Annotated in this window: 18 protein-coding genes; 8 read left to right on the top strand and 10 right to left on the bottom strand. The window is 35.5% G+C overall.

What is annotated here, in order from left to right; all coding sequences use genetic code 11:
- Positions 1–8 precede the first annotated feature (8 nt).
- The 3 genes from ntdP to BAU23_RS24340 all read right to left on the bottom strand — a co-directional run bounded on the left by ntdP (position 9) and on the right by BAU23_RS24340 (position 1,583).
- Entirely contained in the window at positions 9–539 is a 531-nt protein-coding gene (ntdP, locus tag BAU23_RS24350; protein ID WP_000506630.1) for a nucleoside tri-diphosphate phosphatase, read from the bottom strand.
- A 319-nt stretch (positions 540–858) separates the two neighbouring features.
- Complete coding sequence (locus BAU23_RS24345; RefSeq protein ID WP_000997589.1) at positions 859–1,113, bottom strand: YgaB family protein; 255 nt, start codon at positions 1,111–1,113, stop codon at positions 859–861.
- Positions 1,114–1,301: 188 nt separating this feature from the next.
- A complete protein-coding gene (locus tag BAU23_RS24340; protein ID WP_000039043.1) occupies positions 1,302–1,583 on the bottom strand; it encodes a gamma-type small acid-soluble spore protein in 282 nt (93 codons plus the stop codon).
- Positions 1,584–1,708: 125 nt separating this feature from the next.
- Here BAU23_RS24340 and BAU23_RS30330 point away from each other — a divergent pair, with 125 nt between their 5' ends.
- Entirely contained in the window at positions 1,709–1,885 is a 177-nt protein-coding gene (locus tag BAU23_RS30330; protein WP_002094743.1) for a hypothetical protein, read from the top strand.
- 82 nt (positions 1,886–1,967) lie between these two features.
- Here BAU23_RS30330 and mutY read toward each other — a convergent pair whose 3' ends face one another.
- Positions 1,968–3,065, bottom strand: coding sequence for an A/G-specific adenine glycosylase (mutY, locus tag BAU23_RS24335; protein ID WP_000171387.1), 1,098 nt, complete (start codon positions 3,063–3,065; stop codon positions 1,968–1,970).
- Between the two features lie 149 nt (positions 3,066–3,214).
- On the opposite strand from mutY, the gene BAU23_RS24330 reads away from it, so the two are divergent.
- The gene (locus BAU23_RS24330; protein ID WP_000379144.1) at positions 3,215–4,195 is read left to right on the top strand and encodes a metal-dependent hydrolase; all 981 of its coding nucleotides are present in this window, start codon (positions 3,215–3,217) and stop codon (positions 4,193–4,195) included.
- Between the two features lie 24 nt (positions 4,196–4,219).
- Here the strand turns inward: BAU23_RS24330 and BAU23_RS24325 are convergent, their stop codons facing one another.
- Positions 4,220–4,486: a YfhJ family protein gene (locus BAU23_RS24325; protein WP_000997857.1), complete on the bottom strand. Its 267-nt coding sequence runs from the start codon at positions 4,484–4,486 to the stop codon at positions 4,220–4,222.
- 122 nt (positions 4,487–4,608) lie between these two features.
- Here BAU23_RS24325 and BAU23_RS24320 point away from each other — a divergent pair, with 122 nt between their 5' ends.
- The gene (locus BAU23_RS24320) at positions 4,609–4,767 is read left to right on the top strand and encodes a small, acid-soluble spore protein K (protein ID WP_000517891.1); all 159 of its coding nucleotides are present in this window, start codon (positions 4,609–4,611) and stop codon (positions 4,765–4,767) included.
- Between the two features lie 46 nt (positions 4,768–4,813).
- Positions 4,814–4,966: a YpzG family protein gene (locus BAU23_RS24315; RefSeq protein ID WP_000122093.1), complete on the top strand. Its 153-nt coding sequence runs from the start codon at positions 4,814–4,816 to the stop codon at positions 4,964–4,966.
- Positions 4,967–5,030: 64 nt separating this feature from the next.
- Here BAU23_RS24315 and BAU23_RS24310 read toward each other — a convergent pair whose 3' ends face one another.
- Both BAU23_RS24310 and recX read right to left on the bottom strand, forming a co-directional pair.
- Positions 5,031–5,348: a YfhH family protein gene (locus BAU23_RS24310; protein ID WP_001057021.1), complete on the bottom strand. Its 318-nt coding sequence runs from the start codon at positions 5,346–5,348 to the stop codon at positions 5,031–5,033.
- A 13-nt stretch (positions 5,349–5,361) separates the two neighbouring features.
- Positions 5,362–6,174: a recombination regulator RecX gene (gene recX, locus BAU23_RS24305; protein ID WP_000268515.1), complete on the bottom strand. Its 813-nt coding sequence runs from the start codon at positions 6,172–6,174 to the stop codon at positions 5,362–5,364.
- Positions 6,175–6,255: 81 nt separating this feature from the next.
- Between recX and BAU23_RS24300 the strand changes: the two genes are divergently transcribed.
- The 4 genes from BAU23_RS24300 to BAU23_RS24285 all read left to right on the top strand — a co-directional run bounded on the left by BAU23_RS24300 (position 6,256) and on the right by BAU23_RS24285 (position 9,441).
- A complete protein-coding gene (locus tag BAU23_RS24300; RefSeq protein ID WP_000684399.1) occupies positions 6,256–7,161 on the top strand; it encodes a TIGR01777 family oxidoreductase in 906 nt (301 codons plus the stop codon).
- Between the two features lie 120 nt (positions 7,162–7,281).
- Entirely contained in the window at positions 7,282–8,412 is a 1,131-nt protein-coding gene (locus tag BAU23_RS24295) for an amidohydrolase (RefSeq protein ID WP_000698286.1), read from the top strand.
- Between the two features lie 241 nt (positions 8,413–8,653).
- Positions 8,654–9,211, top strand: coding sequence for a GNAT family N-acetyltransferase (locus BAU23_RS24290; RefSeq protein ID WP_000914737.1), 558 nt, complete (start codon positions 8,654–8,656; stop codon positions 9,209–9,211).
- A 110-nt stretch (positions 9,212–9,321) separates the two neighbouring features.
- Positions 9,322–9,441, top strand: a complete 120-nt coding sequence (locus BAU23_RS24285) for a YfhE family protein (RefSeq protein ID WP_000358484.1) — start codon at positions 9,322–9,324, stop codon at positions 9,439–9,441.
- 374 nt (positions 9,442–9,815) lie between these two features.
- Here BAU23_RS24285 and BAU23_RS24280 read toward each other — a convergent pair whose 3' ends face one another.
- From BAU23_RS24280 to pflB, 3 genes are all read right to left on the bottom strand, one after another.
- Entirely contained in the window at positions 9,816–10,982 is a 1,167-nt protein-coding gene (locus BAU23_RS24280) for a diglucosyl diacylglycerol synthase (protein ID WP_016128292.1), read from the bottom strand.
- Between the two features lie 462 nt (positions 10,983–11,444).
- A complete protein-coding gene (gene pflA / locus BAU23_RS24275; protein ID WP_000238490.1) occupies positions 11,445–12,176 on the bottom strand; it encodes a pyruvate formate-lyase-activating protein in 732 nt (243 codons plus the stop codon).
- Between the two features lie 69 nt (positions 12,177–12,245).
- Positions 12,246–14,495, bottom strand: coding sequence for a formate C-acetyltransferase (pflB, locus tag BAU23_RS24270; protein ID WP_000195494.1), 2,250 nt, complete (start codon positions 14,493–14,495; stop codon positions 12,246–12,248).
- Between the last annotated feature and the right edge of the window lie 267 nt (positions 14,496–14,762).

Below are 14,762 nucleotides of genomic sequence, written 5' to 3'. Positions count from 1 at the left end.
GGTTTGTTTTAATTTCTGTACATTAAATATCTTTCGTACCACATATCTACGAAATCCGGTGCAAATGGACCTTTTCTTTGATGAATCCACTGTGTTAAATGTGCTACATTTCGTTTTAAAATTGTATCAATAACAGGTGGATACTGCATGATTTGACTATGCTTTTCATACTCATCTTCATCTAAAAGTGTATATGTCATATCTGGATACACTTTTATGTCTAAGTCGTAATCAATATACTTTAATGCTTCAGAGTCATATGCAAAAGGAGAACTTAAATTACAATAATAATATACTCCTTCTTCTCTCAGCATTCCAATCACATTAAACCAATAATTAGCATGGAAGTAACAAATCGCAGGTTCGCGAGTAACCCATGTTCGACCATCTGATTCCGTAACTACTGTACGATCATTTGCTCCGATCACAAGGCTCTGCGTCCCTTTTAAAATTGTTGTCTCTTCCCACATTCTATGAATGGAGCCATTATGTTTATAACTATGTATTTGTACCTTTTCTCCTTCTTTGGGAAATCCCATATATGCTCCCTTCTTTCAACCGCAAATGCTTTTCTTAAGTTGTCTTAACTACCCCTTGAACTGCATTCACTTTTTTTCTATTATAACTTTTTTGTCAAAATTTTAAAACTAAAGCGATAGGACACTTGTTTTCATGAGGAATATAATGAAGTTTGTATTATTGAATACCACATCACTAACCCTTTTAACGAAGGAACATTTTCTATGAATTAGCAATACGTATTTTAGAAGATCAAGCGAAGATATAACAAAAAGAAAAGCCCCCTCACCTCTGTTTAAGAAAGGACTTTTCACCTAAAATCAACAACATATCTCACCCTTAATTTGAAATTATTTTTTCGGTTTCAAAAGATTGAATCACATTATTCGTTTGCTGTTCAAATTTTTCATGTAAAAGTTTTAATGCTATTTCTGTTCTATATATTTCTTGACGGATAAAATGCAATTCTTTTTTATCGCACGTATCCCTTTCACTCATTTCAATTTGCTGATACTTCTCTAAATGCGATTGTAACTTTAAAAGCTCATCCATCGTTTCCAACTGCTCTCCTACCAACTTATCAAAATCGTTCATCACTTACCCCCTTTTAAATTCATTCGCTAGTTATAATTCCTATTACATATTTCTAATCGCGCACTTCTTTCTCCTTTGACTACATTTGTTGACTTATTAGAAGTTATGTCGTTCCCTTTATTTTCATTACAATGACTCCTGCACACATAGAAAACACTTCTCTCGAACGGAGAAGTGTTTTTCTTTCATTACTGATTTGAGCTAGAAGATTGTGATTGTTTTGCAGCTGATTGTGCATTTTGTTTTTTCACTGCATGCACATCTGTTTCAGTTGCAAACTCTGTACCATAACTAGCATTTGCACTTTGAGCAGCAGAAGCTTGTGCTTTCTGTGCCTCTGATTGTGCGTTCGCTTGTTTTACTGCTTGTACATTCGTTTCAGTTGCAAACTCTGTACCATAGCTAGCATTTGTACTTTGAATGCTAGCACCAGAAGTTGCCTTATTATAACCTTGTTGTTTTTTACTCATCTTTCTCACCTCCACAATCAATAATGTAACCCATTCACTTAGAAGTTATCCTTAATTTTCTTTAAAAAAATTCACGAATATATCTCTTATCACTCATTCAAACTACATATGATGGAGGTGGGAATATGTATACTGGACGTGATATGACTGAGCTAACTATGATTTCCAAAAATGAATGGAACAAGGATGAATTAGCTCATTTTCATCATTCATTTCAGCAAATTATGCCTTATCTAAATGTAGAGGGACAAACGATTTATAAAGAAATTGTGAAAGAAATCGAATCACGTGGCGGATTATAAAAGCATCGATTTTTAGCCTCGAAATACAAATTTCTCCCAATAAAAAAACGTGTTCCAAAGTTCTAGAACACGTTTTTTTCATTTATTGCATTGTAATTTTCTCCACACAATTTTCGTAAATTGTACGATGTGATTTAGAGAAAGGTAACTGTTCGAATGCTTCTTTTGATACAAATTTCAATGTATCTGTTTCAACAATATCACCGGTTACTTTTCCGTAAAATACGAATATATCCCAAGTGCGATGTGTAAACGTATGTTGCACATTCATTGCGTATTCTTCAATAGAAATCGAAAGCTCAAATTTTTCTTTCATATAATCTGTAAGCTGTTCCTTCTGATTCCGAATCCCTTCGCCAAGTTCGGCATTCGGAAACTCCCACATGTTAGCTAATAATCCGGTACTTGGACGTTTATTAATGACGTAACGACCATCTTCCGTTTGAAGTACCCCTGCAACAATCGGTACCATCGTAGGAGCCTTCGCTTTACTTTTTACTGGTAACTCCTTTTGAACGCCTTCAGCATATCCTCGGCAATGTTCACGTACAGGGCAAAGTAAGCAAGATGGATTTTTCGGTATACAAATTAATGCTCCTAATTCCATCAAACCTTGATTAAAATAAGATGGATTTTTAGCCGAAATAATTTCACGCACAATCTCTTCAAACACTTTTCTAGTTTTGGGTTTTGCAATGTCATCCCATACTGATAAAATACGAGATAATACACGCATAACGTTTCCATCAACCGCCGGCTCTGGTATACCGTATGCAATGCTTAAAATGGCACCTTTTGTATATGGTCCCACTCCTTTTAGTTTTTCGATTTTCTTTACATCACTCGGTACTATCCCGCCATATACTTCTTTTACCTCTTTTACAGCCGTGTGTAAATTTCGCGCTCTAGAATAATATCCTAAGCCTTCCCATGCTTTTAATACTTCTTCATCATCGGCATTTGCTAACGCTTCAAGTGTAGGAAACTTCCCCATAAAATTTGCGTAATATGGTTTTACAGCTTCCACCCTTGTTTGCTGTAACATAATTTCCGAAACCCAAACACGGTATGGATCTTTATTTTTTCGCCACGGTAAATCACGTTGTTCTTTTTCAAACCAACCAATTAAATCATTTTGAAACTGCTCTATGTTAAACTTATTTAATATTTCAAGTGTCAAACTTGATCCCCCTCATTTTTTTGCATATACGTACTATTATAAAGATTTTAGGAAAAAATTTAAGTAAGATGACATAGGAAATAGAAGGCAAAGGACTTGAGGTATCGAATAAAAAGAGTTACATTAATAAAAAACGGAGGTGGATTTCTATGGACACAGCCACTCACCTTGTTATGGGCGTTACTCTAGGCAGTTTGGCAACATTAGATCCAACCATAGCACAAAGTGATATTGGGCCTCAAGCAGTGATGCTTGCAACAATTGCTGGTTCCAATATTCCTGATATCGATACAGTTTTAAAATTGCGTAATAACGCTAAATATATAAGAAATCATCGCGGGATTACTCATTCCATTCCTGCAGTAATTCTTTGGTCATTCCTTATAAGTGGCATCTCGTTCGCCTTCTTTTCAGACGCTCCATATTTGCATCTACTACTTTGGTCATTTATTGCCGTCTTTCTTCATGTCTTTGTGGATATTTTCAATGCCTATGGTACACAAGCATTAAGGCCCTTCACCAAAAAATGGGTAGCACTTGGCATAATTAATACTTTCGATACTGTCATTTTCTTTATCCATATACTTGCGATTGCTTGTATGCTTGTCGGATCACATAAAGGATATACTGCTTTAGCAGCGTATATATTAATGTTTGTTTACTACATCGGCCGCGTTATGATGCATCGAAATATTAAAAGTGTAGTATACAAACGTTTCAAAAATGTAGAGAAAGTAATTATTTCTCCTTCTTACAAATTTTATCATTATCATTTAGCCGTCGTTACAACGGAACATTACTACGTCGCAAGATGGCACCGCGGTAACATCCTTGTATACGATAAATTTGATCGCGTACCGTTCCCGAATACTGCCATTATGCAGGCTGCTGTGAGAGATGAAAATATATCTGCTTTCTTATCTTTTTCACCTGTATATCGCTGGGATATTTTCGATTATGATAACTATTATGAAGTTCGGTTCATTGATTTGCGGTATCGAAGCAAAGATTATTATCCATTCGTCGCAATCGTTCAGCTCGATCAAAATTTAAATATTATTAGTTCATATACGGGATGGATTTTCAGCGAAGAAAAACTTCGAAAGAAATTAGAATTGCTTCCACATTAAAAAAAGCGACTTAAGTCGCTTTTTTTAATGTTTCAAATGATCTTCTTGATTGATTAAATGGCTATACTTCGGATTATTTGTACGCATTTCATGAAGGCGCCCTCCATGATTATTAATCCATGTTCGTACTACTTGCTCAGTCATTTCATCACCTTGATAACGACCTGATTTCGCATAAGTTGTTTGAAAGTCTTCCCACAGTAGTTCAACCCACGCACGAGCTTGTGCGTAAGAAAGTTTGTCATTTTTGTCTAATAGTTCTTTCGTTAATGTTTCGTGAATATCATTCATGTTCTAGTCTCCTTTTACCTATTTATCCCTTCATTTCTAAAGGATAGTTTCTTCTATTTTGCACATTCTATAAGTGATACTTCTTAAAGAGGTATCAACTGATGATGAGGAGGGCGTTCGCAATGGGTAAACAAGCCGAATTTTGGTCTGAGTCAAAAAACAACAGCAAAATCGATGGTCAGCCGAAAGCGAAATCACGCTTCGCTTCGAAACGACCTAACGGCACAATTAACACGCACCCACAAGAACGTATGCGTGCTGCAAATCAGCAGGAAGAGTAGTACAGGTACAACCTAAAAAATTAACTTCCTACACGAGGTGATAAAGATGAGCTACCGTGATCGTTTAGATAGTCGTTCTGAATTATTTAACCATACGTGGACTCGTCCGAAACATGCGAAAGCGCAAGTTAACGGACAGACGCAGCAAACCCAGTCTCTCATTATACTGGCGAATGAATGTAAAAAACGCCAATTTTAGAATCTCCTATCTCCTTTAACGCCTACCAAAGATGAAAACCAGAGAGATATTCGCTCTCTGGTTTTTATTTTTCCTGTAGCAAGGAAATTGGTATCCCAATCTCTTCATTATCATTTTGCTTATAACCCCAAGCAAATACCCCATTGAAATACGTGATTTTAAATACTACACCAGGTTCTTCTACTAATTCATATGTCTCACCAATATGGAATTTGTTTATATCAGTCATGTAAGCACGGGCCATGGCCATCTTTCTCATTAATACATCGAACTCATTTACAATTCCAAGTTGCTCAGCCTTTACTGCTTGCTCCTTCAAAGCCCCAATTTCTTCCCTAAGCTCATGCGGTGTCATTTCACTGTAGCGTTTTGGCATATTCATCTTATTATTCCCCTCATCCCTCTTCACGTTTCATTTGTAAAAATATCTCTATCTCATCAATAGAGAATCCTTTTCGATATAACGCTTGTTTCATCTTATTTACGAATGTCCATCCATCATACTTCTTATATTTCTCATAATATTTATTCCCATGATAGTGTAACGCTTCTTGTTGCTGTTCGTCATCTTTTTCGTCTTTCAATTCTTCAAGACAAATTTGAATCACATCTCTAGGATACCCTTTACGAACAAGCATTTCGTCTAACTTTAGCTTCATCTGTAAAAATGAATGCTTTTGATAAGATTTTTTCTTCTTTTCTATAAGAACCAAAGCATTTTCAATTTGCTTCTCCTTTGGATACTCTTGTAAACTATGTGTAATGATTAGATCCTGAACACCTTTATTTAATAACTCTCTTTTTATAACAGTTGGACCCTTTCGATTCACATTACTTTGCGTTCGCGTATATAAAATGGCGTACTCTTTATCATTAATATATCGATCATGTAATAATTTCGAAACGACTTCAGAGATGACGGCCTGTCCCACTTCTTTTTTCCGTAAAAAATCTTCTATTTCTTGTTTCGTTCTCATTTGATAGGATAAATAGGAGATTGCTTGTAAATATGCTTTTTGTACCTCTTCGTTGTACAAAATATTGCCTAACGCTACTTCATCAATTTCTAACCCTTTTTGTAATCCATGTTTCATTAAGATTACTTGATCCACACTAAATCCGTATTCTTCACCTTGACCTTTATCAATATAAATATTAAATCGTTCTTTTGATCGTTTTTGTACTTCTATTTTTGTAATGACAGCCATACTCTCACCTCTCTATTATTTTAACATAGTCGAGGAACATTTTTGTTTTTCAAGAATATATATAATGAGGAGGAAATGATTGTGAAAATCGCAATTTCTGGTGGCACCGGTTTTATCGGTAAATACCTTTCTACTTTTTTTATTCAAAAAGGATATACTGTTTACATTCTGACTCGAAAAAAAACTGCTGAAACTTCACACACTAACCTTCAATACTTACAATGGACACCGGATTTACAGACCTTCCCCCTCTCTTCTATCGATGTAGTTATTAATCTAGCTGGAGAGTCTATTAATAGTAGATGGACAAAGAAACAAAAAGCAGCAATTTTAAACAGTAGAATTCAAACAACAAAAGGACTCATTAAACAATTGCAAGCACTTGGTACAAAACCACACACATTTATTAACGCAAGCGCTATCGGATACTATGGAACATCTGAAACAGAGTCTTTTACCGAGCAGCAAGAAATTCTAGGAAATGACTTTTTAGCAGAAACAGTATTTTTATGGGAGCAAGAAGCATCTAAAGCACGTTCTCTTGGAATAAGAACAATCTACTCAAGATTCGGAGTCGTATTAGGTGCAGACGGAGGAGCCCTTCCAAAAATGCTACTTCCCTATCGATTCTATATCGGAGGTACAATTGGATCTGGAAACCAATGGTTATCATGGATTCATATAGACGATGTCGTTCGCATGATTGATTTCATCATACACAAAGAAGAAATTGATGGTCCTCTTAATATTACAGCCCCACTCCCTATAAAAATGAAGGAATTTGGAGAAACCATTGCAACTATAATGGGAAAGCCTCATTGGTTACCTGTCCCTTCATTTATGCTTCACGCTTTATTGGGTGAGATGAGTATACTTGTACTGGAAGGGCAACATGTATTACCTATTAAAGCAATTGAACATGGGTACCAATACACATTTCCGACAGTAAACCATGCATTACAAAATATACTTTCGCATACAATGTAGTACTTCTAAAACACAGTTTTACAAGGGGTCTAGGATCCAGAGCATTACTACACAAATAACCTTTCAGTTACTTTTTCTGAAATTCCATTAACATTGTAAAGTAACAGAAATGAGGTACCTATGAAAATATTGCTCAAACAAGCCATTGTGTACCCTATTACATCTCCAAAGTTCCAAGGTGATGTACTCGTTATAGGCGAACGAATTGCTGAGGTCAAACCTGCTATTCAGCCTACTCAAGATATGACCGTTATAGATGCGCGAGCTCTTCATCTCTTACCTGGATTTATTGATGTCCATACTCACCTTGGTCTCTATGATGAAGGCACTGGTTGGGCTGGAAATGATGCAAATGAAACCTCTGAAGTTTCAACACCACATATCCGTTCTTTAGACGGAATCCATCCTTTTGATATTGCATTTCAAGATGCTGTACAAAATGGTATTACAACTGTTCATGTTATGCCTGGGAGTCAAAATATTATCGGGGGTACTACTTGTGTAATAAAAACTGCTGGAACTTGTATTGATCATATGATTATTCAAGAACCTGCTGGTTTAAAAATTGCCTTTGGAGAAAACCCTAAAAAAGTTCATAGTAACGGAACAAAAGAATCAATTACACGTATGGGTATTATGGGTTTACTTCGAGAATCATTCTACGAAGCACAACACTATGGACATGAAGCTGATTTTCGAATGCTTCCCATTTTAAAAGCACTTCGCCGGGAAATACCAGTACGTATCCACGCTCACCGCGCAGATGATATTACTTCTGCTCTACGCTTTGCAACAGAATTCAATCTTGATTTACGTCTTGAACATTGTACAGAAGGACACTTTATTGTTGAAGAGCTTTCGAAACACAATTTGAAGGTTTCAGTTGGCCCCACTCTTACACGCCGTTCTAAAATCGAACTAAAAAACAAAACATGGGATACTTACCATATATTATCAAAAAATGGAGTGGAAGTTTCTATAACAACAGATCATCCCTATACCCCCATTCAATATTTAAATGTTTGTGCTGCTGTCGCAGTAAGGGAAGGATTAGACGAGAAAACTGCATTGGAAGGAATCACTATATTTCCAGCGCGAAATTTACGTTTAGAGGATAGAATTGGAAGCATTGAGGTTGGAAAAGACGCAGATCTCGTGCTATGGACACATCATCCTTTCCATTATTTAGCCAAGCCTGTACTAACTATGATTGATGGGAAAATAATTTACAAAAAAAATAAAAAAAACTAGTTTATTTTTTTGACTAGATAAAGTATTATACGATTATAAACTGAATGAAACCATAATCAATTTGTGTCGTGATTATCATTTTCAAATTGATGAATGGGGAAGGCAAATGGTGCGCCACCAGCGTTATAAACTGGTTCTAGTGGGTTCGATTCCCACCCCGAAATTTTTTAAAGATTGATATAAAAATTTCGAGGGTGGGGTGCTTTTTCGTCATGCTACCCTCGTGTGAGGAGGAGTTAGTGTGTTGAAAAAACGCGACTTACACGACAGCCACGTTCTATACGAATTAATGGTGGATCCAGCTGTCTTCCCTTTTGTGCGTCAAAAGGCTTATTCTTATGAGGAATATTTATTTTTAACGAAACAAACGATTGAAGCTGAAGAGCGTGGGGAATTAATTTCACGCACAATTTTAGATGAATGGGGTAACCCTATCGGAACAATTACTTTATTTGATGTGCAAGAAAAAGCCGGATTTCTTGGAACATGGCTTGGAAAACCGTACCATGGCAAAGGCTATAATAAATTGGCGAAAGATTCATTTTTTAGTGAACTTTTCTATGAATTAGATATTGAAACAATTTTTATGCGTATTCGCAAAATAAATATTCGTTCTATTAAAGCTGCCGAAAAACTACAATATGTAAATCTAGCAAATGAAACAAGAAAAGCCGTTTATGATGAAATTAACGCAAATGAAGAAGTATATAACCTATATGAAATTCCAAAAGATCAATATACACTTGCTACAATGCGAGATACAACATTCCAAGATGCTCATCAATTAAAAGAAGCATAGTCTAAATTTTTTGAAATGATAATTATTCAATACTAGTTTGACATATATGTATATCACCCCATGTCTTTGGAAACGATAGATAGTGACTTTAAGACACGAGGTGATTTGTAATGGATAAAAAGAAACGTGACAAAGCAAAAAACACATTATCTAGTACACAAGAAGTTCTTTATCAACGAGAATTTCGAAAAGCAGATCGTGCAGCGGGATATCGCTCAAAAAGTATTTAAAGTGAAACTGAATAATTAGAAGGTTTTCCCCCCTAATTATTCAGTTTCATTGCATAAGATTTTCCAATGGATTGGCAAAAAAGGTTCCTTATAAATAAGGAACCTTTTTTGTGGACAACTTTATCCACAAAACCCATAGAATTGTGCATAAATTCCAAAAACCTTTTGCGAATTCATTCATTTAAATGAACACCAAACGCGCGAATTGTGGATAATTTTCTAAAAATTGTGGATTATGTGGATATAGTTGTTAATATTCCGATTTTACTGTCTAATGAAAGCGCAATCCTTTGTGGATAAGTTAATAATTCACGCTTACTTTTGTTACAATAATAAAAAAACCCTCTTTAAAAGTTTAAAAGAGGGGTTTCATATTAAGTAAAAGATTCGGCAAGAGCTGGTGATTTAATAGGTATACGACTCGGCTCTGCATGATTTTCTGCCAAAATTGCATCCACAATATGACCAGCTGGTTCAGGACGATAAATACTTTTCATCGCTTCTTTCATTTGGAGAAGCTTTATATCATCTTGCAATAACGTCTCTGTTTTTGCAAAAACTTCACTATCATCACGGATTACAACTGCAGCACCTTTTCTTTCAAAATACAACGCATTTTCATTTTCTTGTCCTGGGACAGGCTTATATAAAATGACAGGTACTTGTAATGCTGCTGCTTCGCTTAATGTAATGCCACCTGGCTTCGTAATCATACAAGAAGTAACACGGAATAACTCATCAATGTTTTCAACATAACCAAATACTTTTAAAGCATCAGAACTTTGCTCCTGCAGCCCCAATAATTCCTGCTTTAAAGCTTCATTTTTCCCACAAACGACAACTACTTGTAAGTTTGGTACTGACATAAATGACTGGCATAGTTCTTTTACACTTCCTAGCACACCATGAGCACCTGCTACAATTAGTAAAATCTTTTTATCCTTACATAACTGATATTTATTATATATAATTTCTGGATTTATCTTTAGCTCAAAACTACTACGAATCGGAATCCCGGTTTCAACAATTTGCTCTGCAGGCACACCAATATCAACCATCACTTTTTTCACATGATCGGTTGCTACAAAATAACGATCTACTTCTCGATGGATCCATATTTTATGAACGCAAAAATCTGTTAATACGTTATAAACAGGAATAGAAATACCTATTTGCTTTTTCAATTCTGGTACAGCGATGATTGGAAAGGTATTAATAACAATATCCGGTTTCTCTACCTCTAATAGCGACTTCAAACGCTTCCTTCCAAAATTCGCATACCACGATGCTATTTTTTTATCATAAATTTTCTCTACACCATAATAAAACAAACGATATAATTCTTTTCCTATCGTATAGCTTTTTAAATATAAATATTTTGTAATATCGGTTATAACTGGATGTGATTCTCCAAACAAGTCGCATACAATTACATCTTTGATTCCTTTTTGGCGAAAGGTTTGTTCTAATGTTTTCGCTACTTGCACATGACCGTTACCGTAATGTGCAGTTAATATTAAAACCTTGGGGTTTTTTATCAAACAAATCCACTCCTAGCTTTTTGTTTCTCCATATTGCATATACGACAATAGGAAAAACATTTTCCTTAAACATTACATACTCGGATTCCAATATTCCCCTGTTAGCTATGTACCTGTCGTGGATATGCAAAGCATATAAGATTGACCCCTTAATCCTATCTGTGCTCATATCTTTACATTATACTTTCCTATAAGAGCTTTCGCAATAACTTACAAATGTTCTATATTCCATGATACTCACTCTTTTACTTCTTAATTCTTTTTACTATTTTGATTTCCCTTTACAATTATGTAAATTTCTCCGCTTATTCTTTACAAAAATATGGATATTCTTTCTTCAGTATACTCTGTTCTGAATATATACTCTAGATTTTATTATAAAGTGAAGGCTAATAATCAGTGGGCGTTTACTGTCCACAAATAGAGGGATAAAGAAACAAAAAGTCTAATCCAATATTTGGATTAGACTGCTTTTAAAATATGTTTCGCATGCTCAACATTTTCTTCTGTCGGTGGATTCACATCCGCAAGTGGATACTTATGTCCAAGTGCCTCCCATTTATAAACACCGAGTTTATGGTATGGTAACACTTCCACTTTCTTAACATTCGATAGACTTTGAATAAAGCTTGATAATTTTTGCAGATCCTCTTCACCATCGGTAACACCAGGGACCAATACATGTCTTACCCAAATTGGTTTCTTTTTATCCGATAAATAACGAGCAAATTGTAAAATGTGTTCATTTGGTTTCCCTGTTAATTTACGATGTTTCTTTGAATCAATATGCTTCAAATCCAATAAAACTAAATCTGTATAGTCCATTAAAATATCTAGCTTATTTTGGAATTCTGGCTCTTCAGAATAACAACCGCCAGAAGAATCGATCGTTGTATGGATACCAGCTTCTTTACATTTTTTAAACAACTGGGTTAAGAAGTCTAGCTGTAATAGTGGCTCTCCACCGCTAACCGTTATACCGCCTCCAGAAGCTTCAATAAATGGAAGGTAACATGTCACATCCTGCATCACTTCTTCAACTGTTATTTCTTTACCTTTACCGATTTCCCACGTATCAGCATTATGACAATATTGACAACGTAATAAACACCCTTGTGTAAATATGACATAACGAATCCCTGGGCCATCAACAGTACCACAAGACTCTACAGAATGTATTCTTCCTTTTACCATGTTACTTCCTCCTTTATTGAAACAGCCTCCCTCCGCTATATATTAAAAGCGAAGGGACACTTTTTTCACTTACATGCTTTCATGCATTGTACGGTTAATTACATCAATTTGTTGTTCACGAGTTAATTTAATAAAGTTAACAGCGTAACCAGATACACGAATTGTTAATTGTGGATATTTTTCAGGATGCTCCATTGCATCCATTAATGTTTCACGATTAAATACGTTAATATTTAAGTGATGTCCTTCTTTTATTGCATATCCATCAAGCATAGATACTAAGTTGCGTACTTGTACATCATCTTCTTTACCAAGTGCTTTTGGAATGATAGAGAATGTATTAGAAATACCATCTTGTGCATCTTCATATGGTAATTTAGCTACAGATAATAGTGACGCTAATGCACCTTTTGTATCACGTCCATGCATTGGGTTTGCACCCGGTGCAAATGGTTCTCCAGTACGACGGCCATCTGGAGTATTACCAGTTTTCTTACCGTATACGACGTTAGATGTAATTGTTAAGATTGACATTGTATGAACAGAATTTCTGTATGTTTTATGCTTACGAAGTTTATTCATAAATGCTTTCACAAGATTTACAGCGATCTCATCTACACGGTCATCATTGTTACCGTATTTAGGGAAATCTCCTTCAATTTCAAAGTCAACTGCAATACCATTTTCATCACGAATTGGTTTTACTTTTGCGTATTTAATTGCACTTAATGAGTCCGCTACTACAGACAATCCTGCGATACCTGTTGCCATTGTACGAAGAACATTTGTATCATGAAGCGCCATTTCAATACGTTCGTAGCTATATTTATCGTGCATGTAGTGGATAACATTTAATGTGTTTAAATATAGACCCGCTAACCATTCCATTGTCATATCAAACTTATGCATAACCTCTTCATAATCTAATACTTCAGAAGCAATTGGTGCATACTCAGGACCAACTTGCGCTTTCGATTTTTCATCTTTACCGCCGTTAATCGCATATAGTAATGCTTTCGCTAAGTTTGCACGCGCTCCGAAGAACTGCATTTGTTTACCAATTCTCATTGCTGATACACAACAAGCAATACCGTAGTCATCGCCGTAATCAGGACGCATAATGTCATCATTTTCATATTGAATTGCTGATGTTTTAATAGACATTTTCGCACAGTAGTTTTTAAAGTTCTCTGGTAATTGTTTAGACCAAAGAACTGTTAAGTTTGGTTCTGGAGCTGGTCCTAAATTATCTAATGTATGCAAGAAACGGAATGAGTTTTTTGTTACTAACGGACGACCGTCTAACGCCATACCACCGATAGATTCAGTTACCCAAGTTGGATCACCAGAGAATAGCTCATTATAATCAGGTGTTCTTGCGAATTTCACAAGACGTAATTTCATAATGAAGTGATCCACAATTTCTTGTGCTGCTTCTTCTGTTAAAGTACCATTTGCTAAATCTCTTTCAATGTAAACATCTAGGAATGTAGATGTACGTCCAAGACTCATTGCTGCCCCGTTTTGCTCTTTAATTGCTGCAAGATAAGCAAAGTATAACCATTGGAAAGCCTCTTGTGCATTTGTAGCTGGCTTAGAAATATCGAATCCATGAGAAGCAGCCATCTGTTTTAACTCTTGAAGTGCACGCATTTGCTCAGATAATTCTTCGCGTAAGCGCATTGTCTCTTCGCTCATTACACCACCAGTTAAATTAAAATCAGCTTTTTTCGCTTCAATTAAACGATCTATACCATATAATGCTACGCGGCGATAATCACCGATAATACGTCCACGTCCATATGCATCTGGAAGACCAGTAATAACACCTGACTTACGAGCCGCTTTCATTTCTGGTGTGTATGCATCAAATACACCTTGATTATGAGTTTTACGCCAGTCTCTGAAAATACTGCTAAGTTCTTTATCCATTTCATATCCATACGCTTCACAAGCTTGTTCCGCCATACGAATACCACCATACGGTTGTAAAGAACGTTTAAATGGTTTATCAGTTTGGAAACCGACCACTTTTTCAATATCTTTATTTAAATATCCTGGTTCATGTGATGTAATAGAAGAAACAATTTTTGTATCCATATCAAGAACGCCACCGTTTTCACGTTCCTTTGTTGTTAAATCCATTACTTGATCCCAAAGTTTTTTCGTTTCTTCAGTTGCTTCCGCTAAGAAAGAGTCCTCTCCCTCGTAAACGTTTACATTATTTAAAATGAAATCGCGAACATCAATCTCTGCTTTCCATTTTTCACCTTTAAAGTTTTCCCACGCGTTTTTTACATTTTCTAATACTTGAGTCATCCTAATCTCCTCCATTTTTGATTAGTACAGGACTAAGATTTTTTATATAACAGCTTACACACTTAGAATACTACTTTTTTTCGAAAGTGGACGAAATAGTTGTGACATGTTTGTGAAATGTTGAGCAAACTACTACATACATAGTGTTAACCTCATATAAAACTCTTTAGAATTAACCCTTTCTTTAATTGTATTTTTTTGGTATTCTTATATACGAGTCCTATTTTGTAATATAAGAACGATACCCATTGTAGAGCTGTAATACTC

The organism is Bacillus nitratireducens (assembly GCF_001884135.1).
In the GTDB taxonomy this organism is placed as follows: Bacteria; Bacillota; Bacilli; order Bacillales; family Bacillaceae_G; genus Bacillus_A; species Bacillus_A nitratireducens.
The sequence above is the reverse complement of the archived record's forward strand: the minus strand, read 5'-3'. Positions and strand labels throughout refer to the sequence as shown.